This window comes from Nocardioides pacificus (genome assembly GCF_054775955.1).
On the sequence record NZ_BAAHCI010000005.1, the window covers coordinates 843,401 to 869,905 of the forward strand.

The window sequence follows — 26,505 nt, forward strand, 5'->3', positions numbered from 1 at the left end:
GTACTGGTCATGAGTTTTCTCGACAAGGCGAAGGCCGCCGCGAACGACCTCGCAGCCAAGGCAGACACGGCGCTCGCCGGCGCCGGGATGGGCGGTCCAGGGGCGGCCCTCAACCCTGAACGACTGTTCCGCGACCTGGGCGTGATCACCTACCTCGAGGCCACGGGGCGACCGCTGTCCTCCGAGGAACGTGAGCGGGTCATGAACGCGCTGCAAGCGTTGGAGGGACAGGGCGCCATCCGCTCCTTCGCTCTCCAGACCGCGGCGGTGCCGCCTGGGGCGATGTCCTCCGGCAGCGTGCCCCCGCCACCCGGTGCGGCGCCCCCGCCCCCGCCCCCGCCACCGCCACCAGGGCCGAGTGCGCCGCCGGGACCTGCAGGGTCAGGGCCTATGTCATCGGGGCCTGTCCCGCCGACATCACCGCCCCCGCCGCCGCCCTCCTGGATGTCGCAGTAGGCGGGGTGGGGCGCAGGGGGCACCACGTTGCCTCGTGGCGGCTGGGTCGTGGCAGGGCCGTTGGGCCCTGTGGCGGCAGTTGCGCCTGGGCTTGAATGTGAGTGCGAGGAGAACCAAGGCGGAAGTGGCGTCAGGTAGCTGGGCAACCAGTCGAACCGGCCAAGACTCCTACACCGTGTCAAACGGCCATGGTTCTCCTCGCTACACGTCTGCCCCGAGGGTGCGCCCGGCCCCCTGGGCCCTGGCCCCCTGGCCCCCTGGGCCCCTGGCCCCCTGTCGGTCGTGTGTCGGGGAGCGCGCCGGGGCGCGTCGTGGGGCACACGACCCGGGGGGACGGTCGCCGGCCTGTCGCGAGCGGGACGCGCAGGGGGCACCACGTTGCCTCGTGGCGGGTGGGTCGTGGCAGGGCCGTTGGGCCCTGTGGCGGCAGTTGCGCCTGGGCTTGAATGTGAGTGCGAGGAGAACCAAGGCGGAAGTGGCGTCAGGTAGCTGGGCAACCAGTCGAACCGGCCAAGACTCCTACACCGTGTCAAACGGCCATGGTTCTCCTCGCTACACGTCTGCGCAGCCCACGCCGTACGCCGGACGCCGCCTGGGGCCGGCGGTCGAGGCGTCGGGGCCGCTCCGGGGCACCGCCTGTGGTGATGCTCACGCCGGATTTCCGACACCGGAATTAGCCTTGATGTTGACGATGCGTATACGTTCACATCGTCGCTTCGTCAATGCCCCAAGTGGGTAGAAAGCGTCGCGACGACGGTGCGCGGGAGTGTGCTCTGACACACCCGTGGGTGGACATCACCGTCTGACAGCCGCACACCCTTCGCGCGAGTTCCACGCGTGGGTGATAGCGATTCGCCAGCACATGACCACGAGAGCCCCGACGAGGACTGCCGCGTGAGCGCGGCCCACTGCACCACCGGCCCACGTCCAGGCCACCTCAGCACGTGCGTCGTCCGGCGGCACCGCCGACCGGACGATGACTCCTGCCCTCGGGCGCCTCGTTCGAGGAAACATGAACAAGAGACTCACCGCCGTCGCCGGCCTGCTCGCCATCGGCCTGACCGGCCTGACCCCCGTCACGGGCGCCCAGGCAGCTCCCTCGGCCGGCTCCTCCGCTGCCTCCGCCGACACCTCCCGCCAGACCACACCGTCGCAGCGCGCCCGGGCCCAGTCCGGGAAGCCATGGCTCTCCGGGGTCTTCGCGCACAGCACCCAGACCGCGAAGTCGTTCGAGCGGATGCGTGGCTCCAGCGTCGACATCGTCTCGGTGCACCCGCAGCGTGACTCCTTCGCCACGATGATGGACACGTGGTGGCTCGACCAGACTGCCGGCATCCGCCGTGCGGGCGCGCGCCTCGAGGTGACGGTCCCCACATGGCCGAACAACTCAAGCGTCAACACGCCCGCGAAGAAGCAGTGGCGCGCCTTCGGTCGCCTCCTGGTCAAGCGGGGGGAGCGCGACGCGATCATCGTCATCGGCAAGGAGTTCAACCTCCCCAACGGCTGGCACATCACCAAGGCCAACCAGGGCGCATGGCGCCAGCGCTTCCGGGAGGCTGCCACCGCGCTGCGCGGTGTCCCCGGCAACCGCTTCCGCATCGCCTGGACCCCCAACGAGGGTCAGTCGCAGACCGGAGTGGCGCCGACGGCCGCATGGCCGGGCAAGAAGTACGTCGACATCGTGGCGCCGGACTACTACGACCAGTGGGATGCGGTCCGGAACGCCAAGCAGGCCAAGGCTCGCTTCAACCGGCAGTACGGCATCGAGTGGTGGTTCAAGTGGGCCCGCAAGCGGGGCGCCAAGGTCGGCGTGAGCGAGTGGGGCGTCTCGTCCGGCAGCCAGTGGGCTGGCCACACGGGTGGGGACAACCCGTTCTACATCCGTGCGATGCACAACCTCTTCGAGCGCTACCGCGCTCGACTGACCTACGAGTCGTACTTCGAGGAGCCGGCGTCCTACGTCGCCTCGAGCCTCGTGAGCCAGAACCCCCGCGCGCGCTCGGCCTACAGCTCCCTGTGGTGACCTGGCCTCGGACAGCTCAGGAGGCACGTCGAGAGATCGCCGTAGTGCCGTCCTCCGCAGGCGTCTCCCTGCGAGACTCCTCGCCCGAGGCCCCCTGCGTCTGAGGCTTCACCTCACTGCCGCCGTCCTTCCCTCCAGGGAGGGACGGCGGCAGTGCGTCGAGACCGTCCACCGCGGCGGTGGCGCCCCGCACCGCACCCAAGATCACCCACGTGCCGACGACGTGGGCGAGCACGAACCCGGCCGCCGCGCCGGGCGCCCGGCCGAGCTCGGCCCCGGCCACCGAGGCGACCAGCAGGATCGGTGCCTGGATAACGCTGACCCGCAGGAGAGCCGTGGCCCGGGCGAGAGCCTTCAGAGCGAGGGCCGGGCCGGTCGCGACCGCGATCAGCAGCATCTGGGCCGAGAGCAGGGGCAGCACCGATTCTGCGCCGACCCAACTGGCCCCCATCAGCCGCCACCCGACGGAGTCCGGTATGAGGAGCAGCGGGAGGCAGTAGAGCGCCGTGCACCCGGCTCCCGCCACCGTGATGGCGCGCAGCACTCGTCGGAAGCGCGGGGCGTCGACCCGGGCGGTCGCCAGCAGCGGGAGCGCGAGCGAGGACAGGGCAAGCAGCATCACCTGGACGGGGGCCAACAGCACCTGGGCTGCGCGGATGGCGCCCACCACCGCGAGGCCCGCGGTCGCCGAGATCACGGCCAGCGCGACGGTGAACACCCCCTGGCTGATCAGGAAGTCCGTTCCCAGGCGACCTCCGAGGGCGCGCTGCTCCCACAACCACCTCATGCCCTGGACGGGACGTGGGGCCCGTCGGATCTGGAGGCATCCCAGCGCGGCCGCCAGCCCCCCGCTCACGCCCCAGGCGAGGACGAGGGGCGCGACCTCCAGCTGTCCCGCCTGGATCAGCAGCAGCACGCCCGACAGCTGGAGCACCGACCAGACCAGGTCGTTCACGAAGGTGGCGCGGGGACGGCCGAGGGCGAAGAACGCACGTCGCCAGGCGTCCTGGAGCAGTAGTCCGGGCAGCACGAACGCCAGCGCCTGCAGCACTCGTCCGGGTGCCTCGGGAGCGACGACAGCCCCCACCAGGCAGAGTGCGCCGGCCATCGCACCCAAGACCAACGAGGCCCCTGCCGCCCGGGCGCACGCTAGCCGTTGGGCGGCGGGTTCGTCCCCGGAGTGCGAGATGAGCAGGGGGTCTGTCACGAGCGCACGGACCAGCCCCACCGCGAACGCGAACACCAGGAAGGCGAGCGCGAATGCACCGAACTCGATGGCGTCCACAGAGCGGGCCACGACGATCGACAGGAGGGCGTTCGTCGAGCTGGCCACCAACTGGTCGGCAAAGGTCCAGCCGGCGCGGGCTCGGGTCGATCCGCTAGTCATCGGCGAACACGCAGGAGAGCAGCCACGTGAACACGATCGTCGAGGGCTGGAGGAGACTCCCGGACAGGACCGCCAGCATGAACACGAGCGATCCGGGCAGCACGCGCAGGTACGCCCCCCGTAGGAGGGCCACGAACCAGAAGACCAGGAAGAGCCCTCCGGCGGGCAGGCCGTACTCGAAGAGCAGCTTGGGTGCCACCGGATAGACGACGGCCAGGCCTGCGCCCTCTTTGTCGTTCTCGAGCAGCCGTTCCGCCGAGCCGGGTCCGGCGCCGGTGAGGTAGCGGTGCGGCGCCGCCTGGAGCCCCTTCGCGACCTCCTCGTAGGGCAGGACGAAGCGCAACGACCAGCTCGACGTCGAGTCCTGGGTCTCCTCCGAGCGCTCCAGCAGCGGGGCCGCGAGCGGGGAGGAGGTGGCGAGCAGCAGCACGGCTGCGGTGGCCGCCACGATTCGGGGGCGCACGGCCGAGGGGCTCCGCAGCATCAGGATGAGGCCGCCGACGGCGAGCAGGAGGATGCCGGTGCCGGAGTACGACGCGAGCATCCCGAGGCCCATCAGGCAGGGCTGCCACAGCGGTGCGCGCACGAGCAGGGCGGCCAGGATCCCGAGCGCCAGGAACTGGGAGAGGAATGACGGCTCGAGGAAGACGAAGGCCTGGGACTTGATCACGGGGGAGCCATACTCAGTCGGGATCACGGTGTTGTAGTCGCCGAGCAGGAGCTCGGGGGGCAGCAGGTCGGCGAGGTAGTCGTGGAAGGGCCAGGCGCCGCTGCGCTGCCCGGCCTGCTGGCCGATGGCCACGGCGGCGAAGAAGGTCATCATCTGGGCGAAGAACCGCACCACCCGCCAGGTGGTGTCGGGAGGCCCGGCGAGCGGGCGCAGCCGGAACACCCAGGGCACGTAGACCACGACGAGGAGCAGGAAGGACATGCTCGCCACCGGACGCCCGGTCCAGGCGCCGCTCCAGGCGGCCAGGCCGCAGGCCGCGCATGCGAACAGGTAGAGCTGTGTGCGTCGCCGGTCGTGCTCGACCAGGTTGAGCAGGAGCAGCATCCCGAGCACCCCGTAGCCGAGCACGAGGACGGACGAGATGCCGTTCTCCCCCACCGGCACCGCCACCCGCTGCAGGAGCACGCACAGGATCAGGCCGGCGCAGATGATCGGCACGGCCTGAGCGGATGCTCGGGCGGAATCCGGGGAGTCCTCCGTGGCCCTCGGGGGAACGAGGAGCGCGCTCATCGCCGGGCGCGGAGCAGCCGCAGGGTGCCTTGCCAGAATCCGACTCCCCAACCGACCTGCATCGCCATGAGCGCTGCCGGGACCGCCGCCCGGTTGGCCGTGCGCGGCAGTCCGCGGACGATCGAGGTGCTGGCGACGCTGATCACGACGGCGTACGGCGCTAGTGCCGCGAGGCTCGCGCGGGGGTGCCGGGGGGAGAGCAGACCGCAGACCGTCAGCCAGACGACGAGGGCGGGTGGGGCGAGGTGGCGCAGCGACACGCTGCCCGGGTGCCGGAGTGCGACAGCGGGCTTGCCGGTGCCGTAGCGCCGGTACTGGCCGAACAGGTCCGTGACCCGTTCCCTGCCCTGCCACGCGATGTGCAGCGAGGGGTCGAACAACAGCTCCCCGTGGCGACGTAGTCGCTGGTCCAGCTCGAAGTCCTCGTTGTTGGCGATCTCCTCGTCCCAACCGCCCACCTCCCGCAGGCGCGCCGTGGGATAGCAGCCGAACGGGACGTGCTCGACCGGCTGGGGGACGGTCCCGTAGTGGTAGGTCGAGCCGCCCACCGCGAGCCTGGAGGCGAGGACGCCCGCGATCGCCTCCCCGGTGGGGGAGACGGCGACGGCGTCCTTACGACCGCCGACGCCGACCCAGCGGCCGGTGCGCAGGAGCTGTACGGCCAGGCGCACATAGTCGGGTGGGATCGTCGAGTGGGCGTCGACGCGCACCAGCCACCGTCCACGCGAGGCCGCCAGGGCGGCGTTGAGGGAGGCGGGGATCGACGGCCGATCCCGGGTCAGCACGCGAACCCGTGGGTCCGCCTCGGTCCATCCGCGCAGCATCGCCGGCGTCGCGTCGCTGGAGCCGTTGTCGACTACGACCACCTCGAGATCGGTGAAGTCCTGGGCCAGGACCGAGCGCAGGCACTGGTCGATCGTGCCCTCCTCGTTGCGCACAGGTACGACGACGGTCACCTCCGGCGGGAGCGCCGGCAGCCTCGGTGCGGATGCGGATGCGGATGCCGATGCTGGGAGGACCTTGGACCCCACGGCAGCGACGTCAGTCACGATCCGTCACCTCCTCACCGGCGACCCACGCACGAGCAGTGAAGGCGCCGCGCGCATACATGAGGTGTTCCTGGGCCCGTTCGGGGTCGCGCTTGATCCGTGAGCGGACCGCGCGCACCACGTACCCCGCGCCGACCACCCCTGCCACCGCCCGCGCGCGCAGCGGCGGCCGCGTGGTCCCCACGTAGCGGGCGAACGACGCTCCGCGCAACCGCATCATCTCCAGCGACGGCGCCCCCGAGCCCCCGCTGGCGTGCGCCACGGGCAGGTCGGTGCGCAGCACCTGGTGCAGCCCCCGCTCCCGGGCCGTGCGTCCGTACGCGACGTCCTCGCTGTAGACGAAGAAGCGCTCGTCGAGGCCTCCGAGATCGAGGAACAGCTCGCGGCGCACCGCCATCACCGCCCCGGTCGTCCAGTCCAGGTCGATCTGCTCGCCCACCCGCGGCCGGGCGAACAGGCCGTGGTGGGGAAGCAGCGCGTGGATCCCGGCCGCGTGGGCGAGCGCCCGCGCGAAGGTCGGCTCCCAGCCGCCGGTGCCGATCTCGCTGGTCCCGTCGGGGCCGACGTTCAGCGCGGCACTCGAGGCGCAGGCCGGGTCGCCCGCCACGTCGTCGACCAGGGCCCTGAGCACGGCCAGGGTGGGCCGGGTGTCGGGGTTGACCAGCACGACGTAGGGGTGCCGGGAGGTCCGGACGCCGAGGTTGGCCGCTCGGGCGTAGCCGGCGCCGCCGCCGGTGTCGACATAGCGGCCGGCCGTTCGCGAGCCTGCGAGCTCCTCGACCCGGTCGGCGCCGCGGGCGTTGTCGACCAGCGCGAGGGGGAGGTCCGCCGGCAGGCCGGCGAGGAGGCCCTCGATCTGGCCGCGGCTGCGGTAGCTGACCACCACGACCTCGAAGCTCGCCTGCGGGGAGTCGCCGACGACCTCGGTGCCGCCGCGCGGGTCGATGCTCATCGGGCGACTCCCCGGACCGTGCGGGGCTGGAGCAGCCGTGCTGCCCGGACCAGATTCCACAGGCCGACCAGGACGCCGTCCTGGGCGCAGTGCCGGGGTGACCTGCCGGCCACGAGGCCGAGGGCGGGGACACCCGCGGACGAGGCGACCGACCAGAGCAGCAACGGCTCACCACGTCCCGTGGCGGCGCGCGTCGTGGCCAGGGTGCCCAGCAGGAGCCACCCCGTCGTCGCGACGACGGACAGTCGGCTGCGGCCGGACATCCGCGGGAACCAGCCGGGAGCGGAGGTGTGCCAGACCTCGCGGCGCACGAACCGTCGAAGGCTCGGCGGGAAGCCGTGGTGCAGCGTCGTCATGCCCTCGACCAGCGCGATCCGGCCGCCCAGCCGACGCACCCGGAGTGACAGGTCGGCATCCTCGCCCGTCACGAGCGTCTCGTCGAAGCCGCCGAGCCGCTCCCAGAGATCGCGTCGGAGCACCAGGTGCTGGCTCCACAGCAGGGCGTCCGGACCGGCGGTACGCCGCTCGATCGCGGCCCAGCGCGAGGCCACCCAGCCGGCTCCGGCGGGGGCGAACGTCCGGGACCCGACCAGGTCAGCGTCCCGGAGCGCCTCGAGCGCGGCGGCCGCCCAGCCGGGGGCGACCTCGCAGTCGGCGTCGACGAAGGCGACGTACTCCAGAGGCTCCGCCTCCAGGGGCTCCGTGCGGCCGGCCGCCAGCAGACTGGCACCGTGATTACGAAGGGCGCTGATGCGGGCCCCGGGCAGGTTCACCACCTGGTCCGCGAGCGCTGCGGCGATCGTCCGGCTCGCGTCGGTCGAAGCGTTGTCGACGACGACGATGCGTCCGACAGCCGCTTGGGCGCGCAGGGCCGAAAGGCACCTGCCGATGGTCGCCTCCTCGTTGCGGCACGGGACGACGACCCCGATCCGACCCTCCATGGCCACTTCCTTCCCCACCCGGACCTCCGAGTCAGGCACGATATTTCGCGGCCAGGGTCCGGAGGCGGGAGGCGCTGGGCGTTACCCAATAAGGGCTAAGCGTCCGACGGAGTACTGCCTGTCCCGGGCATGCGCTGGTTGCCTGTCGGTGCCCGGGAGGACCGGGACCGCTGTCGAAAGCATCGGGGGGAGCCCGCATGTCCCAGCCGCACTACATCTCGTCGACCCACGATCGCCGCGTCGGCCCTGACCAGTCCCGGGTCTCGGCCAGCATGCGGCGGCACTGGGTCCTGGTGCTCGTGCTGACCCTCCTCGGAGTGGTGGGCGGGCTCCTCCTGACCACCGTGCAGCCGACCACCTACCAGGCCGAGTCGCAGGTGTTCTTGTCGTCGCAGGCGGCGTTCGACCCGACCGGTCGGCGCGACTACGTCAGTGACCCGTCACGCTTCGTGGAGGAGCAGGCCGCGGTGATGATGTCGACCCCCGTCCTCAAGGCCGCGATCGAAGGTGGGGCCGACGCGAGCTCGGTGGCGCAGCTGCGCGAGTTCGTCGAGGTGGTGCCGGCGAAGGACTCCAACATCGTCACGGTGCGGGCCTCGAGCGTCTCCAAGAAGGACGCCGTTGTGATGGTGGATCAGATCGTGCTGGCCTACCGCGGCCACATCGCGGCATCGGTGGCCGCCACGCTCGCCAAGATCGAGGGCGTGCTGCAGCCCGATCGCCTGGAGTTCGCCCAGCGGGAGGCCGCGCTGTTCGGTGATGGCGTCTCCCTGGCGGAGCCGGCCGCGGCCAAGCAGACGTCCTCGTTGGTGCGCAACGCCGTCCTCCTGGGACTGGTGGGCCTGATGTGCTCGATCGGCGTCTCGTTGCTCCGCGACCGTCGGATCCTCGCCCCCCACCCGGGCGTGGTCCCGTACCCCGCTCCTACCGCGTCCCACTCCGGGGGCCAGCACCCCGCCGGTGATCCGCACCCCGCGGGCGGCACGCACCGCCCCGTCGCACAATCTCCGGTCGAGACCTCACGCACTGGCGCGCCGCAGCCCGTCGCCGCACCGGAGCCCGCCGCCGCCCGCCGAGGGGGGCCGCGGCTGCGTCAGTCCTTCGCCTCGCCGGCCCACGTCGCCCGTCAACGCGGGGACGAGCTCTCCCCCGAGGCATCGTGAGCAGGGCCGTGATGCGGCCGTGGCTGGTCACCGCAGTGCTCGCCTCCGCGGCCCTGGCGGCATGCTCAGGTGAGAGCCGGGATCGGACGCACCGCGACATCGAGGGGTGGGAGCGGGGCGCGGCGACCATGGTGGCCGAGCCGAAGGGCTGCGACGCAGCGGGAGCCCCCGACGTAGGGGTCTTCCGGGAGACCAACCCGCGGGAGGTCCGCGCGTTCGAGCGGTGGCTGGGCTGTCCCGTCGACGTCATCGTCGACTACTCCGCGCGCGCCACCTGGGATGACATCGCGAATCCGCACTACCTCCTGGAGGCCTGGGACGGCAACCCGCGTCGCCTGGTCCTCGGTGTCGCCATGCTGCCCGAGGCCGACCACAGCGCCTCCATCGAGACCGGCGCCACCGGGGCGTACGACCACTACTTCCGCCAGCTCGGTGAGAACCTCGTGGCGGCTGGCCGCGGCCGGTCGGTGCTGCGTATCGGGTGGGAGTTCAACCTCGGCTCGTCACCCTGGTTCACCCTCGACTCTGCGGCCTTCAAGGAGTACTGGCGACGCATCGCCGAGGCGCTCCATGTCCCTGGCAGTGACTTCGTGCTGGACTGGAACCCCAACAAGGGGCTCGGTGCCACTGACGCGGTCGACTACTACCCGGGCGACGACGTCGTGGACGTGATCGGGGTGGACGCCTACGACGTGAACTCGCGCGTCTACCCCTATCCCGACGACTGCGACGCGGACTGCCGCGAGGAGATGCAGGAGACCTCGTGGGAGGACTACGTGCACGGCGGTGAGCTCGGCCTGGCGTTCTGGAGCGAGTTCGCCCGCGAGCGCGGGAAGCCGATGTCGCTGCCCGAGTGGGGACTGTGGGAGCGCCCGGACGGCACCGGCGGCGGCGAGAACCTCCACTACCTGCGCGCGATGCACGACTTCATCACCGATCCGGAGAACGCGGTGCTCTACCAGGCCTACTTCGAGTTCGACGGCGCAGACGGCGAGCACCGCCTGATGACGACCTTCGAGGAGGGGGGCAGGCTCTTCCGCGAGCTCTTCGCGGGCACGTAGCCGCCCTCCTCGTCACGGGCCCCCGCTCCTGAAGGGGCTCAGCGGGCCGCGACCTCTCGGGGCTCGGAGGAGACGAAGTCGTGCGCGGCCTGGCGCTGCCGCAGCTCGTCGACGAGGCGCCCCTCGGGGAGCACGACGTCGTCATAGGTGAGCACCTCGTCACGGGAGACGTCGCGGGCCAGCCGGCACCCCTCCGCGACCCCGATCGGCAGCAGGCGTTGGTCCTGGGTCACGTCGGCACGCTCGGCCTGCCCGAAGGTGTCGAAGCCGCCCAGGCCGTCGAGGACGGTCCCGGACGGTAGGTCGCGCTTGGCCGTGGTGACGACCTCGACCGAGGGCGCGCCGAGCGGCGTGATCGTCGCGTCACCGAACAGCGCGGCCCTGGCCACCGTGGTCGGCACCTCGAAGTGGCACAGGTGGTAGGGGGTGTAGAACGAGTACAGCGGTCCGGGACCGAGCTTGTAGAGCTCGAGGTAGTGACGCTGGCGCGGGTCGTCGTGGGTCGCGAGCACGAACACGCCCGGCCCGGGGCGGGACCCGACCACGTAGTCGACGACCCCGCCCAGGCTCCGCAGCTGCGACACGTCGTACTGCGTGACGAGCTCGTCGACGTGTCCGGGCCAGTCCTGGCCCCCCATGCCCCGTCGGGTCACGGTCATCCCGGTCGCGTTGGCCACCGTCGCCTGCTCGATCGAGATCTTCGTCCCGTCGGCGAACGAGGTGACCATGTGCGGGTCCTGCCCCCACCGCGCCGCGAAGGCCGCCTGGGTCTCGGGTGTGCGATAGGGATCCTGGAGGCCCTTCACGTTGCCGCAGACCAGGGGCTGCAGGCCCAGGCCGCGCACGAAGCGCACCAGGTTCATCTGCACACCGGGCTGGTCACCGTCGCAGCCGGTGAGCACCACCCCCGCCTCGGCGGCCAGGACCGAGAGGATCGGGCCCACGGTGGCGTCGACCTCGGCGTTCATCAGCACCACGTGCTTGCCGTGCCCGATCGCACTGAGCGTGACGTGGCAGCCGTACTCCACCGCCCCCGTCGCCTCGACGACCACGTCGACGGTCCCGGCCTCGCAGACCACCCGGAAGTCCTCGCTCACCACCGGGACGCCGCGCCTGATCCAGGCATCGGCGAGGTCGGGTCGGTCCACGGTCTCGAACCGTTCGACGCCTGCCTCGCGGTAGGCCCGGCAGGCGGAGGTACCCGTGCGGTTGGCGATGGCGACGAGGTCCATCCCCGGGACGCTGTTGACGATCTGGTTGACCAGGGCGCGGCCCATGAAGCCGGCGCCGACCAGAGCCACCCGGACGGGTCGCTGCTCGGCCGCGCGGCGTGCCAGGGCCGTGTCGACGAGGATCATGCGCGCACGCTCTCGACCATCGTCTCGGCGGCCGGCACGGCCCCCTGCTCGTCCAGCAGGGGCCAGCCGGCGTCCTTGGCGCTGATGCAGCTGACCTTGAACGGCCAGCTGATGCCCAGCGCCGGGTCGTCGTGACGCAGGCCGCGCTCCGCCTCGGGGGTGTAGGTCCCGCTGACCTGGTAGACGACCTCCGTGTCGTCGACGAGGGTCTGGTAGCCGTGGGCGAAGTAGGGCGGCACGTAGAGCGCGCGCCGATCCCTGGCGGTGAGTGTCACCTGGACGTGCTGGAGCCGGGTGGGGGATCCCTCACGAAGGTCGACGACCGTGTCCACGATGGCACCGCGGGTGCAGCGGACGAGCTTGGCCTCCGGATGCGGCGCGATCTGCAGGTGCATGCCGCGCAGGGTGCCGCGGTGGTGGTTGAAGGACACGTTGCACTGGTCCACGACGGGCTCGAGCCCGGCTCCCGCGAACTCCTCCTTGCAGAACGTGCGCGCGAAGAAGCCGCGCTCGTCCGCGTGCATCTCGATGTCGACCAGGACGGGGCCCGGGAGTGGAGTGGGGGTGATCTTCATCGGGTCCTCCAGAAGAGCTGCTCGTCGAGCTGGCCGGTGTCGATGAGGTGCTTGAGCTGGAGCAGCCGCGTGTGCCCGCGACCGCTGAAGGTCTGCTCGTCGAGCGCGATGCTGCTGAACACGTCGTGCAGCTGGTGGACACCGCGCTCGGCGTCCCACTCGCAGTGGAACGCGGGCAGCTTGTTGGCGATCTTCTCGAACGACACGCGGTAGCTCCGGTTGTCGCCGCCGCTCTCGCCGAACGAGAGCTCGCAGCCGGGGAAGCAGTCCGCGACGATCCGGGCGATGTCGCGCACCCGGTAGTTGTGGGCGCTGTCGCCGACGTTGAACCGCTCGGCGTGCACGACCTCCCGCGGCGCGTCCAGAGTGACCCGGATGGCCCGCGCGATGTCGAGGGCGTGCACGAGAGGGCGCCACGGCGTGCCGTCACTGGTCAGCGCGATCCTGCGCTGCGTCCAGGCGAGCCCGCTCAGGTTGTTCAGCACGATGTCGAAGCGCATCCGCGGGGACGCGCCGTACGCCGTGGCGTTGCGCAGGAACGTCGGGGAGAAGTCGTCGTCGGCCATCGCCGTGAGGTCCCGCTCCACCAGCGCCTTGCACTCGGCGTAGGCCGTCTGCGGGTTGATCGGCGACTCCTCGTCGACCTCGCCGTCGGCGACGCCGTACACGCTGCACGACGACATGTAGACGAACCGGGAGACGCCCGCCTGCTTGGCCAGCTGGGCGAGACGCACGGACCCGGCGTGGTTGATGTCGTAGGTGATCGTCGGTGACAGCTCACCCAGCGGGTCGTTGGAGAGCTCGGCCATGTGCACCACCGCGTCGACGCCCTCGAGGTGCTCGGGGGTGAGCAGGCGGATGTCGGTCGCGAGCGTGTGGGGGACGGCGTCGACGCCAGGGTAGAGCCACCCGTACTTGTAGAACCCGGTGTCGACGCCGAGCACGTCGTGCCCGTCGCGGAGCAGCTCGGGTGCGAGCAGGGAGCCGAGGTAGCCGTCGGTGCCGGTGACCAGGACGCGCATGTCAGTCCTCCCAGACCTTCCAGGGGGCCTCGCCGGAGTCCCACAGCTTGTTGAGCTCGGTCCAGTCCCGGAAGGTGTCCATGCCCATCCAGAACCCCTCGTGCGGGTTCATCGCGAGCTCGTCGTCAGCCGCCATCCGCTGCAGGGGGCGCTGCTCGAGGAGCAGGTCCGGGTCGTCGTCGAGGTACTTGTCGATCATCACCCGGTCGAACATGAAGAACCCGCCGTTGACCCAGCCGGTCGCGAGGGTCGGCTTCTCGTTGAACTCGCTGACCCGGCCGCCCTCGACGTGCATCTCGCCGTACCGGCTCTGCGGGTGCACGGCGGTCACGGTCCCGACCCGGCCCCGCTGGGCGTGAGTCCGGACCAGGGCGTCCAGGTCGACGGCCCCTATCCCGTCGCCGTAGGTGAGCATGAAGACGTCGCTGTCGATGTATGGCTCGATCCGGCGGACCCGGGCGCCGGTCCCGGTGAGCAGCCCGGTGTCCGCGAACGTGATCTCCCAGTCCTCCTGCCGCTCCTGCCCGCACCAGCGCGGCGATCCGTCGTGGCGCAGGGACAGCGTGAAGTCGTTGCGCAGCGCTCGGTAGTCGAGGAAGTACTGCCGGATCTGGTCGCCCTTGTAGCCCAGGCAGAGCACGAATCGCCGGAAGCCGAAATGCGAGTAGGTCTTCATGATGTGCCACAGGATCGGTCGGCCGCCGATGTCCACGAGCGGCTTGGGCAACTTCTCGCTCGCCTCGCGGAGTCGGGTGCCCATCCCTCCGCAGAGGATGACGACCGGCACGTCGGCGGGATCTATGTCCGTCGGGTTCATGGGGGATGCTTCCTTTCCTGGGCGGACCTGGGCGCGGCGGCGCCCAGGCGAGGAGGACGGGAGGGCGGTCAAGCCCCTCGCGCGCTGAAGACCGAGACGGCGGTGCGGAGCAGGATCTTGACGTCGAGCCACAGCGACCAGTTCTCGATGTAGAAGTTGTCGAACCGGGCGCGGTCGTCGATGCTCGTGTCCCCGCGCAGACCGTGGACCTGGGCGAGCCCGGTGAGCCCGCTGGGCACCCGATGGCGGGAGATGTAGCCCGGGTAGCGGTGGGCGAACTCGTCCACGAACTGCGGGCGCTCCGGCCGCGGACCGACGACGCTCATGTCACCGCGCAGGATGTTCCACAGCTGGGGCAGCTCGTCCAGCGAGCAGACTCGCAGGAATCTGCCGACGGGGCCGAGCCGATCATCGTGGGCGATGTTCCAGCGGGTGCCGGACTCGTGCTCGTCGGCGGGCTTCAGCGACCGGAACTTCAGCAGCTCGAACGGTCGCCCGTCCATGCCCACGCGCGTCTGGTGGAAGATGACCCCGGGGCCGCCCTCCAGGCGTACGGCGAGCGCGCACGCTGCCATCACGGGCGACAGCAGCAGCAGCGCGGCCCCCGCGACCAGCACGTCGAGCAGTCGCTTGAACTGCCACGACACGCTGCGGCCGGCCGAGCGCCGCAGACGCACCAGCGGGAGGCCCCAGATCATCTCCATGTCGTCGGAGAGCTGGTGCAGCTCGTAGAGCCGGGGGACGAGAAAGAGCTCGCAGGTCGAGCGGTGGCAGGCGCGGATCAGCCCGACGAGCACCGGGTCGGGCACCTCGGCGTAGGCCAGCACGACCACCTTGGTCTCAGAGCGCTCGAGGATCTCGAAGAGGCGGGTCGGGTCTCCGACCACGGGGGCTCCCAGCTCGCCGGCCGCCACGGTGCGGGTGCTCAGGAAGCCGCTAGGGCGCAGGCCGTACTCCGGGTGCGCGCGCAGGATCTCGGCGACCCGGCGTCCGGCGGCGCCGGTGCCGACGATGAGCGTGGAGTGGGTGACGACGCCGAGCCGGCGCATCCAGCGCACGAGGGCATAGCAGGTCGTGCGGGCCGACAGCACGAGCGCGAACGCGACGAGCGCGAAGCCGATGGTCTGCGTCCCGACCCCAAGCCCGAGCCCGGGCACCGTGGCCGCGAGCGTGAGCAGCAGGGCGATCATCACCACCCAGCGCCCGAGCAGCCGCGGTAGGTCGTCGAGCAGCGAGAGCTGGAGCCGGGAGCGGTAGAGGCCAGCGGTCGCGTGGACCACCACGACGGCCGCGGTCAGCAGGAGCGCCGTGGTCGCCGGGGTCCGGGTCGCCAGGGCGGCCATCACGCAGCCGGCCACGTCGGCGAGCACGAGCGCTGGACGCACGCCGTCCAGCAGGAAGGGGGCCAGCGCCGTTCGCAGCGCCGGGAGCACGTGCGGGGCGTCGGTGAGCGCCTTCCCGTCGCGGATCGCAGGGTGCTGCAGGTTGCTGTCCGCCATCTGTTCCCCCCACTCCTTGTTGCGCGTTTCCCCGAGCGGCAGTGTGCTCAGAGGCCATGGGGTTGAGGGGGGTGAAGCCCAGCGTTGCCCCAAATTGGTGACCGACCCGCTGGACACCTCGAGGTCAGACGGTCAGGCTGAACTGCGTCAACGCCGCCTCGGCAAGCCGGTCGGCGATGGCCAGTGAGGCCGTCGCCGCGGGCGAGGGCGCGTTGAGGACATGCAGCGACGACGGCTGCGCAGAGAGCCGGAAGTCGTCGACCATGCTGCCGTCCGGGTCCACCGCCTGAGCCCTGACCCCGGAGGGCCCGAACGTCAGCTGGTCGGAGCGGACCTCGGGCACGTAGCGGCGCAGCTCGGCGAGGAAGGCCCTCTTCGAGACGTCGCGCCAGACCTCAGCGACGCCCGTGCGCCAGTAGGTGCGCGCGAGCCGCCGGAACCCCGGGTAGCGCAGGATCTCGACGGCGTCACGGGCGACGACGTCGGTGCGCGAGTAGCCTTCCCGGGCGGCTGCGAGCACGGCGTTGGGGCCAGCCCAGACGCCGCCGTCGATGCGCTTGGTGAAGTGCACCCCCAGGAAGGGGAGCGACGGGTCCGGCACCGGGTAGATCAGGCCCCGGCACAGGTGTCGAGCGTCAGGTGAGAGCGTGTAGTAGTCGCCCCGAAACGGCACGATCCGCAGCCCCGGGTCCGGGGCGGTCGCTCCGGGCGACAAACGGGCGACCCGGTCCGCGTGCAGGCCGGCGCAGCTGACGACGTACCTCGTCTCCAGGGCCCCCTTCGAGGTGATGACCGACTGGCCGGCGGAGTGCTCGCGGACCGCCAGGACCTCGTGACCCAACAGGACGTCGACCCCGTCGTCGATCAGCCGCTCAGCCAGCACCTCGACCACGCGGGAGAAGTCGATGATCCCGGTGCCGGGCACGTGCAGTGCGCGGATGCCGGCCGCGTGCGGCTCGATCTCGCGGATCCCCTCGGGCCCGACCATGCGCAATCCGGGTACACCGTTGGCGCGGCCACGCTCGAGCAGGTCGTCGAGGCGGCCGAGCTCGCTCGCGTCGAGTGCCACGATCAGCTTGCCGCAGGTTTCGTAGGCGATGTCGTGGGCCTGGGCGAAGCGCTCCATCCGTGCCTTGCCCTCGACGCACAAGAGAGCCTTGAGCGAACCCGGCCGGTAGTAGACGCCCGCGTGCAGGACCCCGCTGTTGTGGCCGCTCTGGTGGCGGCCAGGAGCGTCCTCCTTGTCGAGCACGGCGATGCGCAGCCGGGGTGCGCGCCGGTGCAGCTCGCGGGCGGTGGCGAGGCCGACGATGCCGGCTCCCACCATGACGACGTCGTAGCGCTTGCTCATGTTCTTTCTCCACGGTTGCCGGGGGTCCGGTCGCCGAGTCAACCTGCACCGGTGACGGTGGGCGGGCTCGCCGTGCGCGCCTCACCGAAATTGGCTACGGGCGGGGCTACGGCCGCCCGTGGCAGAAAGTGCGCATCGACACACTTCGAGGCCGGTGCTAAAGCCCGAGGTCCCGGCGTCCGATGAGAACACTGTCCTCACGCCCTCGGCTGCGCCACCGCCCGGCTGATCCGTCTGCCCCTCCAGCGGCAGACCGCGACCCCCCGCTCCCGATCCGCAACTGCTGTGCCGTCCGTCGGCGCGGTCACTTCTGCCTGCCCCGAAGGAAGTCCCTCCCATGTCTCGTGTCACCCGTCTGCTCGCAGCGCCGGCCCTCGTCGCCGGCCTGACGCTCGCGGCGCTCAGCCCCGCCATGTCCGCGCCGGGGACGAGCCGGCCCGTCGAGAGTGTGACCGCCCAGGCCCGGAAGACACCGGGGCACACGGTGCGCGTGGCCACGGCCAACATCTACGGCGGGCTGGGCGCCCGACAGGCCGCCAGCGACCTGGCCAAGGCCACCCGTCGCGCCGACGTCGTCGGACTCAACGAGATCCACTCCAAGCGCGGCAAGCAGATCCGCGCCTGGGTCGGGCGGAACCGCGGGTGGACGCTCCACCGTCCCGACGCCAGCCAGAGCCCGTGGGCCGGCATGAACGCGGTCCTGGTCCGCAACTCGATGTTCGAGGTCAAGGACGCCGGCTACACCTACGGCGCGGAGTCGCGCACCCCCCACTTCAAGATCTCGGACCGGTGGATCACCTGGGTCGAGCTCGAGCACCGGGCCACCGGGGCCACCGTGTTCCACCTGCAGATCCACCTCGACGCTGCGGTCTCGCGCGGCGGCAGGCCGCGCAGCGGAGCGATGTTCCGCGTCCGCGGCAACGCGGAGCACCTGCACCGGCTCAACGCGCTCGTCCAGGCGCTCAGCGCGCGTGGTGAGGTCGTCGTCGGCGGCGACTGGAACATCGACGCCCGGGGCGACCAGCGTGTGGGCTACGGACTGTTCCCGCACGCGATCCTCGAGCAGGGCGGCTACCTGCGCTCGACGTACTCGGAGCTGGGCTTCAACGTCCCGCGGACCAGCCCCGGCGGCTACCTCGACGCCATCCGCTTCCTCAAGCGTCCGCTGAGGACCCAGCAGGTGATGACCCTGACCGGCCACCGCGTCTACACCGACGTCCGCAGCGACCACAACGCAGTGGTGGCCACCTTCCGCATCAACCCGCGCCGGATCGCCTTCAGCCCCGCCCAGCGCGGCTGATCGCAGGGGTCTGTCGCCGGGCGGGTTTGCTGCCGGACAGTGCGGGTACTAAGTCGCCATGGGATTCATCGGATTCATCATCGCCGGCCTCATCATCGGCGCGCTCGCGCGCCTCATCAAGCCTGGAAAGCAGAACCTCAGCATCCTGATGACGCTGCTGCTGGGCATCGTCGGCTCCATCATCGGCGGTCTCATCGCGGGCCTGCTCGGCACGGGAAGCATCGGGGAGCTCAACGTCCTCGGCTTCATCCTCGCGGTCGTGGCAGCGGTGCTGCTGATCGGCGTCGCCGAGGGCTTCAGCAGCAAGTCCAAGTCGCACCACTGACACCACGCTTCGTCGCACCCAACGGCTCGGCTCCCCTGGTGGGGGGCCGGGCCGTTCTGCGTGAGTTGCGGCCGTGTGCGCAAGGATGGCGCCCATGACGTGGTTCACCTCGCAGGACCAGACGCTCGCCGGGCTCGCCGAGTCGGGCTATCTCGCCGACGCGGCGACGGCGACGACCACCTATCTCGCCGGAGTGCTGGAGAAGCCGCTGCTCATCGAGGGTCCGGCCGGCGTCGGCAAGACCGAGCTGGCGAAGGCGGTGGCCCAGGCGCACGGCGCCGAGCTGGTCCGGCTGCAGTGCTACGAGGGGCTCGACGAGGCGCGCGCCCTCTATGAGTGGAACTACAAGAAGCAGCTGCTGCGCATCCAGGCGAGCGGTGCGGGGGAGTCCTGGGACGAGACCCACGACGACATCTTCACCGACGAGTTCCTGCTCACCCGCCCCCTGCTGACCGCGATCCGACGCTCCGAGCCCACCGTCCTGCTCATCGACGAGATCGACAAGGCCGACGTCGAGGTCGAGGGCCTGCTGCTGGAGGTGCTGAGCGACTTCCAGGTCACGATCCCCGAGCTCGGCACGCTCAGCGCCGTACGGCGACCGTTCGTCGTGCTCACCTCCAACGCGACCCGGGAGCTGTCCGAGGCGGTCCGCCGCCGATGTCTCTACCTCCACCTCGACTATCCCGACGCCGAGCGTGAGCGGGAGATCGTCACCTCACGCGTCCCCGGGCTGGAGGAGGCTCTCGCAGTCCAGCTCGTGGAGACCATCGGCCGGCTGCGCGAGCTCGAGCTCAAGAAGGCTCCCTCCATCGCAGAGAGCGTCGACTGGGCCCGGACCCTCGTCGCGCTGGAGATCGGCGACCTCGACGCCGCGACCGTGCGTGCGACGCTGGGCGTGGTGCTCAAGCACGCCTCCGACCAGGACCGGGCGATCCGCGAGCTCCGTCTCGCCGCCACCGGGACGTCCTCGCAGGCTGCGGCCCGAGCCACCGCCCGCCGCTGAGCCTGCGATGACCTTCCTTGACACCCACCTCGGCTTCCTGGAGGCGCTGCGCGCCGCTGGTCTGCCGGTGTCGCTGGCCGAGGACCTCGACGCCGTGGCGGCGCTCACCCGGCTGGAGTGGGTCGACCGCGAGACCCTGCGCGACGGGTACGCCGCGACGCTGGTGAAGCGGCACGCCCAGCGGCCGACCTTCGACGCCCTCTTCGACGTCTACTTCCCCCGGATGGTCGGTGACGGTGTCCGGGCCGAGGAGGAGCGGGCTGAGGAGGAGCAGGCGCGCTCCGGTGACGGTCCTCCTGCGCTGCGTGACTCCGCCGCCGCGCTGCAGGAGATGCGCGAGCAGCTCGTGGAGGCGCTGAGCGCGGGCGACGACGCGGAGACGCTGCAGCTGGCCGCGGACGCCGTCGGCCGGTTCGGCGCCATGCCCGGCCGAGGGGCCGGCCTCTCCTCGTGGTCGGCCTACACCGCGCTCCAGCGGGTCTCGCCCCGCGAGCTCGTGGACCGGATCGTCGCCGCTCTGCAGGGCGCCGGCCTGGGGGACGACGAGGCCCGCGCCGTGGCCGGGCGGCGGATCGGCGCCTTCACCCGTCTCGTCGAGGACGACGCCCGCCGCCGGATCGCGGAGGAGAAGGGGGCGCGTCACGTCGCGGACGTCACCGTGCGTCCCTCCATCGAGCAGCTCGACTTCATGTCGATGCGGCGCACCGACCTCGAGCAGCTGCGCCGCCAGATCCACCCCCTGGCCCGGCGGCTCGCCACCCGGCTGACCCAGGAGCATCACGCCAACCGGCGCGGCCCGCTCGACTTCCGTCGTACGGTCCGGGCATCGATCTCGACCGGCGGCGTGCCGATCACCACCCACCACAAGCCGAAGCGGCCGCACCGCACCGAGCTGGTGGTGCTGTGCGACGTCAGCGGGTCGGTCGCCAACTTCGCGCAGTTCACGCTGCTGCTGGTCTTCGCGCTGCGCGACCAGTTCCAGAAGGTCCGGGCGTTCACGTTCATCGACCACGTCCACGAGGTGACCGGACACTTCAAGCCCGGCGCCGACGTCGTCGAGGTGATGGCCGACCTGGCGGCGAGCACCGCGCACGCGGCGCTGTGGGGTCGGACCAACTATGGGCGGGCGTTCACGAAGTTCAGCGAGCTGCACCTCGACGCGATCGGCCCGCGCACCTCGCTGCTGATCCTCGGCGACGCGCGCTCCAACAACAGCGACCTCTCGGTCCCGGTGCTGGCCGACCTCGCCGACCGGGCCCGGCACACCTGGTGGCTGAACCCCGAGCACCGGCGGCACTGGGACACCGGCGACTCCGCCGCGCGGGCGTACGGCGACGTGGTGCCGATGGTGGAGTGCCGCAACCTCACCCAGCTGGGCGAGTTCGTCCACGACATCCTCTGAGGATCAGGGAGCCAGGTAGCCCAGCTCGCGCAGCCGCTCGCCCTCTGCGCGCAGGAGCGGGTGCTCGGAGGCGTCGGCCGCCCGCCCACCTGCGACGTAGGGGCCGTCCTCGTCGGCCTCGGCACCGTCGAAGACCACGGTCACCCGGTTGGGGATGGTGGTGTTGATCAACGAGCCGAGCAGTGCGATGGGGTCGCGGCGGTCCTCGAAGGACAGCACCCGTGTCGTGGGCGGGATCCGCGGCACCTGCGACGACGGAGCACCGGCGGTCACGACCTGGTCGATGACGAACGCCTCGGAGGCATCGCCGGCGGCGACATCGGCGGCCGTGACTCCTCCCTGGCCCAGCCCGACCAGCATCACCCGGGCGTCCGGGCGGTCTCCGATGGCCGTCTCGAGGGCGCGGACGACCTCCACCACATAGGTGGACGGGTCGCCGCCGACGAGGCGCAGCCGCGGTCGACCGCTGGAGAGGGCGAGCCCGGGGATCCACGCGATGAAGCGCGCGTCGTCGACCTGCTGGATCCGGATCTGCCCGTCCTCGGCGGCGAGGACGCGCATGATCTCCTCGAATCCGTGGGGCGCCTCGTCCCCCCGCATGTCCACGGCAGCCGTGGGGGTAGGCGCAGGGGCGTCCGTGGCGAAGCCGCCGGCTGCATCACGCAGGGCCGCGGCGCCGTCGGTGGTGAGGGGATCCACGCCCAGGGCACGCAGGCCGCCGCGCGCGGCGAGTGGCCCCTCGTCCCCGGCGAGCACGGAGGTCGTGAGCAGGGACCGCATCTGCAGGCTGTCGAGCAGCCCACCGCCACTGGCGAGATGGTCGAGCAGCTCGGGGTTGTTGTCCGCCAGCTCCTCGAGGTACGACGCGACCTCGTCGCGGTCGAGCGCGTCGGTCTCGATCAGCCCTGCCGAGACGATAGCTCCGCCGAGAGCCACCTCGGGTGCGAGGTAGCCGACCGCCCGGCCGGCGATCGTCCCCAGGGTGCGGAACGCCGCCTCCTGCAGATCGTCGATCCAGCGGTAGGTCCGCACAGTGGCTCGCACGACCAGGGCATCGGCGTCGAGCTCGGCCGCCCTCTCGGTCAGTCCGTGGCGTCCGGTCGTCGCGGCGCGCACGTCCTCCTCGACCCGGGTGAAGGTGGTCGCGGAGAGGGGGGCGGAGGCGACGAGGGACTCGTCGGTCAGGACCTCGTCGCCGAGCCGGGACCGCTCGCGCAGCCGATCGCCGGCACTCTCGAACAGGTCGGCGAGGCGGAGCATCTCGTCGTACTTGTCGGCCAGCACCTCCTCGGGTGCGTCGGCGGTGTCGAGCGCCCGGTCGAAGGCGTCGCCGACGGGACCGCCGCTCATGCCGACACCTCGACGAGCACGGGCGCCAGCGCAGCGGCCAGGTCGGCAGCCTCCACGCGACGTACCTCCAGGCGGGGGCCGTCCGCCGCCACGTGCGGGCGCAGCGCGTGCCAGCCGTCGGCGAGCAGCAGCCAGGAGACCACCCCCACGACCGTGCGCTCGGTGGTCGTCACGTCGGCGACCAGAGCACGCAGCCGCCCCTGGGCCTCGTGGGCCAGCGCGCCGAGCAGGACGTCGACGTCCGCGCCGGCCATCGGCTCCCCGGCGGCGTCCAGAGCCGGACCGGCGTTGCCGGAGAGGACCGGGAGGACGTCGGCGCGTCCCGAGCGGATCGCCTCTCCCGCAGCATCGGCGAGATCGTAGGGGAGGTCCACGGTCTCGGGTACGACGGACGCGCGGAGGGCGAGGTCCTCGGGGACCACGGCGACGCGGGCGAGCTCGGCGGCCCACTGGTCGATGCCGAACCAGGCGAGCTCGAAGACCACCCCGTCGGTCGTCGCCAGCGTCGCCACCGCGTCGCGGCTGTGCCGGTGCCAAGCCTTGACCTGGGCCCTGACCGGCCCGGTGCCCACCGCGAGATCGAGGTCGAGCGCGAGCCGGGGGGTGGCGAGCAGGCCCACGGCTCCGGTGAGACCGGCGTCCATGCCGTCGTCGGTGAGCAGCCCGCGGCGGCGCAGCGTGTCCTCCGGAGGATGCAGCGCCGCCAGTGCTGCCTGGTAGGCGGAGGCCTCGGTGGTGCCGGGGCTGTCGCCCAACCGGCCCTCGAGCGGGTTGTCGGAGGCCGGCCTGGTCGCGAAGGGCAACGGCGCGTCACCCGCGTGGGCTGCGACCAGCTGCAGCTCGGGGAGCGTGAGCGTCACGCGGCGCGGCAGCTGGTCGAGCAGGCCCGACGGGGCCGGTGCCGGCTGGGTCAGGTCGATGGTGGGCATCAGAGAGTCCTCACAGTCCGGGCAGCGTGACGTCGAGCCAGTCGCGGTGACCGGGCGGTGGGGGCTCGAAGCCGGGGGGTGTCCGGTCGGCGTCGCGCAGGATCGCGGCGGCGCGGCGCTCGGTGCCGGCGATGGCCTCCGTCAGCCGGTCGACCTCGCCCACGTGCAGGAGGAGGGAGTCGGCGGCGTCCTCGTGCGAGCGGGCGGTGTCGCGCAGCTGCGCGGCGCGGTCGCGCATCCGCTCGCGCATCATCGAGGCCGCCCGGCCGGTCCAGGCGACCGCCTCCGAGCGGGAGAGCAGCTGGTCCGCGAGGGCGCGGATGTCGCCGCCCTGCTCGCGGAGCTGGGCGGCGCGCCTGCGGAGGGCGGCCGTGTCGCCGTACATGCATCCCACCTTTCGCTGTCCGTGACACGGTTTGCCCGAGACCCCGACCATTGAAACCCGAGCGGCGCGACCCGGACAGGCCCGGTGCAGTCCACCAGGCTCAGCGTGTCAGGTCCGGCAGCGCGCCGCGCATCCGCCCCAGGGCCGCCTCGAGGTCGCCCGACGGGCCCGCGAAGCTGAAGCGCAGGAAGCGGTCGCCCGCCGCGGTGTCGAAGTCGATCCCCGGCGCGACCGCGACCCCGATCGTGGCCAGCAGCCGCCGGCTGAGCGCGAGGGTGTCGTCGGTGAGATGGCCGACGTCGGCATAGACGTAGAAGGCGCCGTCCGCAGGTGCGAGCCTGTCGATCCCGAGCGTCGCGAGGCCGTCGAGGAGGAGGCGCCGGTTGGCGGCGTAGCGCACCACGTGGGAGTCGAGCTCCGCATAGGACTCGTCGGTGAAGGCGGCGACGCACGCGCGCTGGGCGATCACCGGCGGACAGATCGTGAAGTTGCCCGTGAGCACGTCGACCGCCCGGCGCAGCCGCTGCGGCACGAGCATCCAGCCGATCCGCCAGCCGGTCATCGAGAAGTACTTCGAGAACGACGAGAACACGATCGCCTCGCGGGAGGTCTCCCACGCGGAGCGGGCCAGCGGGTCGTAGCCGTCGAGGGGGGCGTACTCGATGCCGTGGTAGATCTCGTCGGAGATCAGCTGGACCCGGTGCTCCTCGCACCAGGTGGCGAGCGCGGCCAGCTCGCTGGGCATCAGCATCGTGCCGGTGGGGTTGGCGGGGCTCGCCACCACCAGACCGCGGATGTCGGGGTCCTCGGCCAGCAGCGCGTCGAGCTGGGCCACGGTCGGCTGGAAGCGGGTCTCGGGGCCGCACGGGATCTCGACGACCTCGCAGCCCAGCGCGCTCAGCACGTTGCGGTAGCAGGGATAGCCCGGCCGGGCCATCACGACCTTGTCGCCGGCCTCGAACGCCGCCAGGAACGCCAGCAGGAACCCGCCGCTGGACCCGGTCGTGACCACGACGTCGTCAGGCTCGACCACGATGCCGTGCATCCGCCGGTGGTGGGCGGCGATCGCCTCGCGCAGCTCGAGGATGCCGGTGGCGACGGTGTAGCCCAGCGGGTCGTCGGAGCCGAGCAGCCGGATCGCCTCGGCCCGGACCGGTGCCGGCGCGCCCGTGCTCGGCTGCCCCGCGGTCAGGTTGAGCAGGTCCCCGTGGGTGCGCTGCCGCTCGGCCGCTGCGGCTAGGACGTCCATGACGTGGAACGGGGGCACGGCGGCCCGCGACGCCACGGCGTACCGGTCGTGCATGGGGTCTCCTCGGGGCTGCTCAGGGGCGGGCGGCGTGGCGCCCCGCGCGGCGACCGAAGAACGAGCCCTCGCCGAGCTGGGTGCCCGAGCAGTATCCCTTGCCGTCCTGGGCGAGGTTGGACGCACACGCCCCCGCGGCATAGAGGCCGGTGACCACGGAGCCGTCCGGGCGCTGCACCTCCCCGTCGACCGAGGTGCGCAGGCCCCCGAGCGTGAAGCCGGCATAGAGCGCGTTGCCCAGCGTCAGGTCGAAGACGCCCCACGGGCCGGTGTCCTGAGGAGCCAGCCACTCGGCGGCCTTGTGGAAGTCGGGATCCTCGCCGCGGGCGGCGTGCTCGTTGTAGCGCTCCAGGGTCTGGGCGAGCGCGCCGCTCGGGATCCCCAGCGACTGCTCCATCTCCGCGACGGTCTCGAAGCCGTCGAGGAACGGCACCAGCGGCATCGCCGGGTGCTGCACGTGCTCGCTGTCGACGACGAGGTACGCCGCGGCGCCGGGCTGCTCCATCACGAAGCCGCTGGTGCGCGCGTGGTAGGAGTCCTCGGCGACGAAGCGCTGCCCGAGGCGGTTGACGATGAGCCCCTTCACCAGGATCGACGGCGGGTAGAACGGCGCGGTGATGAACGGCTGCTCCATGTGGCGCAGGTCCGCGCCCACCGAGGCGCCCATCCGGATGCCCAGCCCGTCGTCGTACGTCGAGCCGAGCGTGAAGAGCTTCTCGCCCAGGGCGGGGGTGTGCTCGGCGACCATGTCGGCGTTCATCACGAAGCCGCCGTTGGCCAGCACCACGGCGCCCGCGCCGACCACGCCGGTCTCCTGGAAGTGTCGCCAGACCAGGCCGACGACCCGGCCCTCGTCGTCGGCGACGAGGTTGGTCGCGCCGGTCTCGTAGCGGACCTCGACGCCTGCCTCCTCGATCCGCTCGCGCAGCAGGTCCATCACCATCTGGGTGCCGCCGGTGTCGCCGGGCACCGGCACCTTGTGGCCGCGGGGCGCGGGGCGGGCCTGCTCGACGAAGGGCCAGACCTTCTCGTTGCCGGTGAACATCAGGCCCTGGGTGCCTGGCTGGATGACGTTCTTCTCCGGATAGAACGACCGCTCGAACTGGAAGCCGAGCCCCTCGAGCCAGTCGAAGTGCTCCACCGACTCGTCGCAGTAGGCGCGGATCTTGTCCGGCTCGGGGTCGAGCGACGTCGCGAGGAGGTACTTGTACATCTCTTCGGGGGAGTCCTCCTGGCCGGTGGCCTGCTGCACCGCCGTACCCCCGCCGAGGTAGAAGTGGCCGCCGGACATGCTCGAGGTGCCGCCGTGGACCGCCGCGCGCTCCAGCAGCAGCACACGGGCGCCGGCGCGGGCCGCTTCGAGGGCCGCGCAGCCACCGGCGATCCCGAAGCCGACCACCACCACGTCGTACGACGCGTCGTCGCCCAGACCGGAGGGCAGAGCGGAGGGGGGCAGGACTGCGGGCAGCGAGGTGCCGCGCGCCTCGGCTGGGGTGGGCTGTTCGCTGGTCATGGACGCAGCGTAGTGCCAGAACTAGAACGAGTTCCAGTTTCTGGGGTCGGGCGAGCACTTAGACTGAGCCCACCCCCCTCCGTCCGATCGTCGGGCCCTGC

23 protein-coding genes are annotated in these 26,505 nt (G+C 71.6%); 7 read left to right on the top strand and 16 right to left on the bottom strand.

The genetic code is table 11. The features are described 5' to 3' along the window. Positions 1–1,468: 1,468 nt before the first annotated feature. Positions 1,469–2,479, top strand: a complete 1,011-nt coding sequence (locus tag ACYU7L_RS06625; protein WP_460794548.1) for a glycoside hydrolase family 26 protein — start codon at positions 1,469–1,471, stop codon at positions 2,477–2,479. Between the two features lie 16 nt (positions 2,480–2,495). Here the strand turns inward: ACYU7L_RS06625 and ACYU7L_RS06630 are convergent, their stop codons facing one another. From ACYU7L_RS06630 to ACYU7L_RS06650, 5 genes are all read right to left on the bottom strand, one after another. After that, complete coding sequence (locus ACYU7L_RS06630; protein WP_460794549.1) at positions 2,496–3,866, bottom strand: hypothetical protein; 1,371 nt, start codon at positions 3,864–3,866, stop codon at positions 2,496–2,498. Next, positions 3,859–5,034, bottom strand: a complete 1,176-nt coding sequence (locus tag ACYU7L_RS06635; protein ID WP_460794550.1) for a hypothetical protein — start codon at positions 5,032–5,034, stop codon at positions 3,859–3,861. The genes ACYU7L_RS06630 and ACYU7L_RS06635 overlap by 8 nt, the downstream gene beginning before the upstream one ends. A gap of 68 nt (positions 5,035–5,102) precedes the next feature. Beyond that, on the bottom strand, positions 5,103–6,155 hold the full coding sequence (locus tag ACYU7L_RS06640) for a glycosyltransferase (RefSeq protein WP_460794551.1): 1,053 nt from the start codon (positions 6,153–6,155) through the stop codon (positions 5,103–5,105). After that, positions 6,148–7,107, bottom strand: coding sequence for a glycosyltransferase family protein (locus ACYU7L_RS06645; protein ID WP_460794552.1), 960 nt, complete (start codon positions 7,105–7,107; stop codon positions 6,148–6,150). Before ACYU7L_RS06645 ends, ACYU7L_RS06640 begins: the two co-directional genes overlap by 8 nt. Continuing rightward, the gene (locus ACYU7L_RS06650) at positions 7,104–8,048 is read right to left on the bottom strand and encodes a glycosyltransferase (protein WP_460794553.1); all 945 of its coding nucleotides are present in this window, start codon (positions 8,046–8,048) and stop codon (positions 7,104–7,106) included. Before ACYU7L_RS06650 ends, ACYU7L_RS06645 begins: the two co-directional genes overlap by 4 nt. A gap of 197 nt (positions 8,049–8,245) precedes the next feature. Between ACYU7L_RS06650 and ACYU7L_RS06655 the strand changes: the two genes are divergently transcribed. Next, a complete protein-coding gene (locus ACYU7L_RS06655; protein ID WP_460794555.1) occupies positions 8,246–9,211 on the top strand; it encodes a YveK family protein in 966 nt (321 codons plus the stop codon). Continuing rightward, positions 9,208–10,272, top strand: coding sequence for a glycosyl hydrolase (locus ACYU7L_RS06660; RefSeq protein ID WP_460794556.1), 1,065 nt, complete (start codon positions 9,208–9,210; stop codon positions 10,270–10,272). Before ACYU7L_RS06655 ends, ACYU7L_RS06660 begins: the two co-directional genes overlap by 4 nt. Positions 10,273–10,310: 38 nt before the next feature. Here the strand turns inward: ACYU7L_RS06660 and ACYU7L_RS06665 are convergent, their stop codons facing one another. The 6 genes from ACYU7L_RS06665 to lhgO all read right to left on the bottom strand — a co-directional run bounded on the left by ACYU7L_RS06665 (position 10,311) and on the right by lhgO (position 16,894). Then, positions 10,311–11,630 (bottom strand): NAD(P)H-dependent oxidoreductase, encoded by a 1,320-nt coding sequence (locus tag ACYU7L_RS06665; RefSeq protein ID WP_460794557.1) that lies wholly within the window; start codon positions 11,628–11,630, stop codon positions 10,311–10,313. After that, entirely contained in the window at positions 11,627–12,205 is a 579-nt protein-coding gene (locus ACYU7L_RS06670) for a dTDP-4-dehydrorhamnose 3,5-epimerase family protein (protein ID WP_460794558.1), read from the bottom strand. Before ACYU7L_RS06670 ends, ACYU7L_RS06665 begins: the two co-directional genes overlap by 4 nt. Further along, positions 12,202–13,227, bottom strand: coding sequence for an NAD-dependent epimerase/dehydratase family protein (locus tag ACYU7L_RS06675; protein ID WP_460794559.1), 1,026 nt, complete (start codon positions 13,225–13,227; stop codon positions 12,202–12,204). The genes ACYU7L_RS06670 and ACYU7L_RS06675 overlap by 4 nt, the downstream gene beginning before the upstream one ends. Before the next feature lies 1 nt (position 13,228). Next, positions 13,229–14,044 (bottom strand): sugar phosphate nucleotidyltransferase, encoded by an 816-nt coding sequence (locus ACYU7L_RS06680; protein ID WP_460794560.1) that lies wholly within the window; start codon positions 14,042–14,044, stop codon positions 13,229–13,231. A gap of 68 nt (positions 14,045–14,112) precedes the next feature. After that, the gene (locus ACYU7L_RS06685; RefSeq protein ID WP_460794561.1) at positions 14,113–15,543 is read right to left on the bottom strand and encodes a sugar transferase; all 1,431 of its coding nucleotides are present in this window, start codon (positions 15,541–15,543) and stop codon (positions 14,113–14,115) included. Between the two features lie 124 nt (positions 15,544–15,667). Then, on the bottom strand, positions 15,668–16,894 hold the full coding sequence (lhgO, locus tag ACYU7L_RS06690) for an L-2-hydroxyglutarate oxidase (RefSeq protein ID WP_460794562.1): 1,227 nt from the start codon (positions 16,892–16,894) through the stop codon (positions 15,668–15,670). 337 nt (positions 16,895–17,231) lie between these two features. Here lhgO and ACYU7L_RS06695 point away from each other — a divergent pair, with 337 nt between their 5' ends. The 4 genes from ACYU7L_RS06695 to ACYU7L_RS06710 all read left to right on the top strand — a co-directional run bounded on the left by ACYU7L_RS06695 (position 17,232) and on the right by ACYU7L_RS06710 (position 20,924). Continuing rightward, positions 17,232–18,194 carry an endonuclease/exonuclease/phosphatase family protein gene (locus ACYU7L_RS06695; RefSeq protein WP_460794563.1) on the top strand — a complete coding sequence of 321 codons (963 nt, stop codon included), beginning with the start codon at positions 17,232–17,234 and terminating at the stop codon, positions 18,192–18,194. A 58-nt stretch (positions 18,195–18,252) separates the two neighbouring features. Continuing rightward, entirely contained in the window at positions 18,253–18,519 is a 267-nt protein-coding gene (locus tag ACYU7L_RS06700) for a GlsB/YeaQ/YmgE family stress response membrane protein (protein WP_460794564.1), read from the top strand. An 85-nt stretch (positions 18,520–18,604) separates the two neighbouring features. Next, a complete protein-coding gene (locus tag ACYU7L_RS06705) occupies positions 18,605–19,522 on the top strand; it encodes an AAA family ATPase (protein ID WP_460794565.1) in 918 nt (305 codons plus the stop codon). 7 nt (positions 19,523–19,529) lie between these two features. Further along, entirely contained in the window at positions 19,530–20,924 is a 1,395-nt protein-coding gene (locus ACYU7L_RS06710; RefSeq protein ID WP_460794566.1) for a vWA domain-containing protein, read from the top strand. Positions 20,925–20,927: 3 nt separating this feature from the next. Here the strand turns inward: ACYU7L_RS06710 and ACYU7L_RS06715 are convergent, their stop codons facing one another. From ACYU7L_RS06715 to ACYU7L_RS06735, 5 genes are all read right to left on the bottom strand, one after another. Further along, positions 20,928–22,274, bottom strand: coding sequence for a hypothetical protein (locus ACYU7L_RS06715; RefSeq protein ID WP_460794567.1), 1,347 nt, complete (start codon positions 22,272–22,274; stop codon positions 20,928–20,930). After that, the gene (locus ACYU7L_RS06720; RefSeq protein WP_460794568.1) at positions 22,271–23,203 is read right to left on the bottom strand and encodes a hypothetical protein; all 933 of its coding nucleotides are present in this window, start codon (positions 23,201–23,203) and stop codon (positions 22,271–22,273) included. The genes ACYU7L_RS06715 and ACYU7L_RS06720 overlap by 4 nt, the downstream gene beginning before the upstream one ends. A gap of 10 nt (positions 23,204–23,213) precedes the next feature. Next, on the bottom strand, positions 23,214–23,588 hold the full coding sequence (locus tag ACYU7L_RS06725) for a hypothetical protein (RefSeq protein WP_460794569.1): 375 nt from the start codon (positions 23,586–23,588) through the stop codon (positions 23,214–23,216). 100 nt (positions 23,589–23,688) lie between these two features. After that, the gene (locus ACYU7L_RS06730; protein ID WP_460794570.1) at positions 23,689–24,891 is read right to left on the bottom strand and encodes a pyridoxal phosphate-dependent aminotransferase; all 1,203 of its coding nucleotides are present in this window, start codon (positions 24,889–24,891) and stop codon (positions 23,689–23,691) included. A gap of 19 nt (positions 24,892–24,910) precedes the next feature. After that, the gene (locus tag ACYU7L_RS06735) at positions 24,911–26,404 is read right to left on the bottom strand and encodes an FAD-binding protein (RefSeq protein ID WP_460794571.1); all 1,494 of its coding nucleotides are present in this window, start codon (positions 26,402–26,404) and stop codon (positions 24,911–24,913) included. Positions 26,405–26,505 lie beyond the last annotated feature (101 nt).

What these genes read in the sequence shown, in the direction of transcription:
- ACYU7L_RS06735 (WP_460794571.1), bottom strand. Translation starts at nt 26,404, where the DNA reads ATGACCAGCGAACAGCCCACCCCAGCCGAGGCGCGCGGCACCTCGCTG.
- ACYU7L_RS06705 (WP_460794565.1), top strand. Translation starts at nt 18,605, where the DNA reads ATGGCGCCCATGACGTGGTTCACCTCGCAGGACCAGACGCTCGCCGGG.
- ACYU7L_RS06675 (WP_460794559.1), bottom strand. Translation starts at nt 13,227, where the DNA reads ATGCGCGTCCTGGTCACCGGCACCGACGGCTACCTCGGCTCCCTGCTC.
- ACYU7L_RS06665 (WP_460794557.1), bottom strand. Translation starts at nt 11,630, where the DNA reads ATGATCCTCGTCGACACGGCCCTGGCACGCCGCGCGGCCGAGCAGCGA.
- ACYU7L_RS06625 (WP_460794548.1), top strand. Translation starts at nt 1,469, where the DNA reads ATGAACAAGAGACTCACCGCCGTCGCCGGCCTGCTCGCCATCGGCCTG.
- ACYU7L_RS06680 (WP_460794560.1), bottom strand. Translation starts at nt 14,044, where the DNA reads ATGAACCCGACGGACATAGATCCCGCCGACGTGCCGGTCGTCATCCTC.
- ACYU7L_RS06630 (WP_460794549.1), bottom strand. Translation starts at nt 3,866, where the DNA reads ATGACTAGCGGATCGACCCGAGCCCGCGCCGGCTGGACCTTTGCCGAC.
- ACYU7L_RS06685 (WP_460794561.1), bottom strand. Translation starts at nt 15,543, where the DNA reads ATGGCGGACAGCAACCTGCAGCACCCTGCGATCCGCGACGGGAAGGCG.
- ACYU7L_RS06715 (WP_460794567.1), bottom strand. Translation starts at nt 22,274, where the DNA reads ATGAGCGGCGGTCCCGTCGGCGACGCCTTCGACCGGGCGCTCGACACC.
- ACYU7L_RS06710 (WP_460794566.1), top strand. Translation starts at nt 19,530, where the DNA reads ATGACCTTCCTTGACACCCACCTCGGCTTCCTGGAGGCGCTGCGCGCC.
- ACYU7L_RS06670 (WP_460794558.1), bottom strand. Translation starts at nt 12,205, where the DNA reads ATGAAGATCACCCCCACTCCACTCCCGGGCCCCGTCCTGGTCGACATC.
- ACYU7L_RS06725 (WP_460794569.1), bottom strand. Translation starts at nt 23,588, where the DNA reads ATGTACGGCGACACGGCCGCCCTCCGCAGGCGCGCCGCCCAGCTCCGC.
- ACYU7L_RS06720 (WP_460794568.1), bottom strand. Translation starts at nt 23,203, where the DNA reads ATGCCCACCATCGACCTGACCCAGCCGGCACCGGCCCCGTCGGGCCTG.
- ACYU7L_RS06695 (WP_460794563.1), top strand. Translation starts at nt 17,232, where the DNA reads ATGTCTCGTGTCACCCGTCTGCTCGCAGCGCCGGCCCTCGTCGCCGGC.
- ACYU7L_RS06700 (WP_460794564.1), top strand. Translation starts at nt 18,253, where the DNA reads ATGGGATTCATCGGATTCATCATCGCCGGCCTCATCATCGGCGCGCTC.
- ACYU7L_RS06730 (WP_460794570.1), bottom strand. Translation starts at nt 24,891, where the DNA reads ATGCACGACCGGTACGCCGTGGCGTCGCGGGCCGCCGTGCCCCCGTTC.
- ACYU7L_RS06650 (WP_460794553.1), bottom strand. Translation starts at nt 8,048, where the DNA reads ATGGAGGGTCGGATCGGGGTCGTCGTCCCGTGCCGCAACGAGGAGGCG.
- ACYU7L_RS06655 (WP_460794555.1), top strand. Translation starts at nt 8,246, where the DNA reads ATGTCCCAGCCGCACTACATCTCGTCGACCCACGATCGCCGCGTCGGC.
- ACYU7L_RS06645 (WP_460794552.1), bottom strand. Translation starts at nt 7,107, where the DNA reads ATGAGCATCGACCCGCGCGGCGGCACCGAGGTCGTCGGCGACTCCCCG.
- lhgO (WP_460794562.1), bottom strand. Translation starts at nt 16,894, where the DNA reads ATGAGCAAGCGCTACGACGTCGTCATGGTGGGAGCCGGCATCGTCGGC.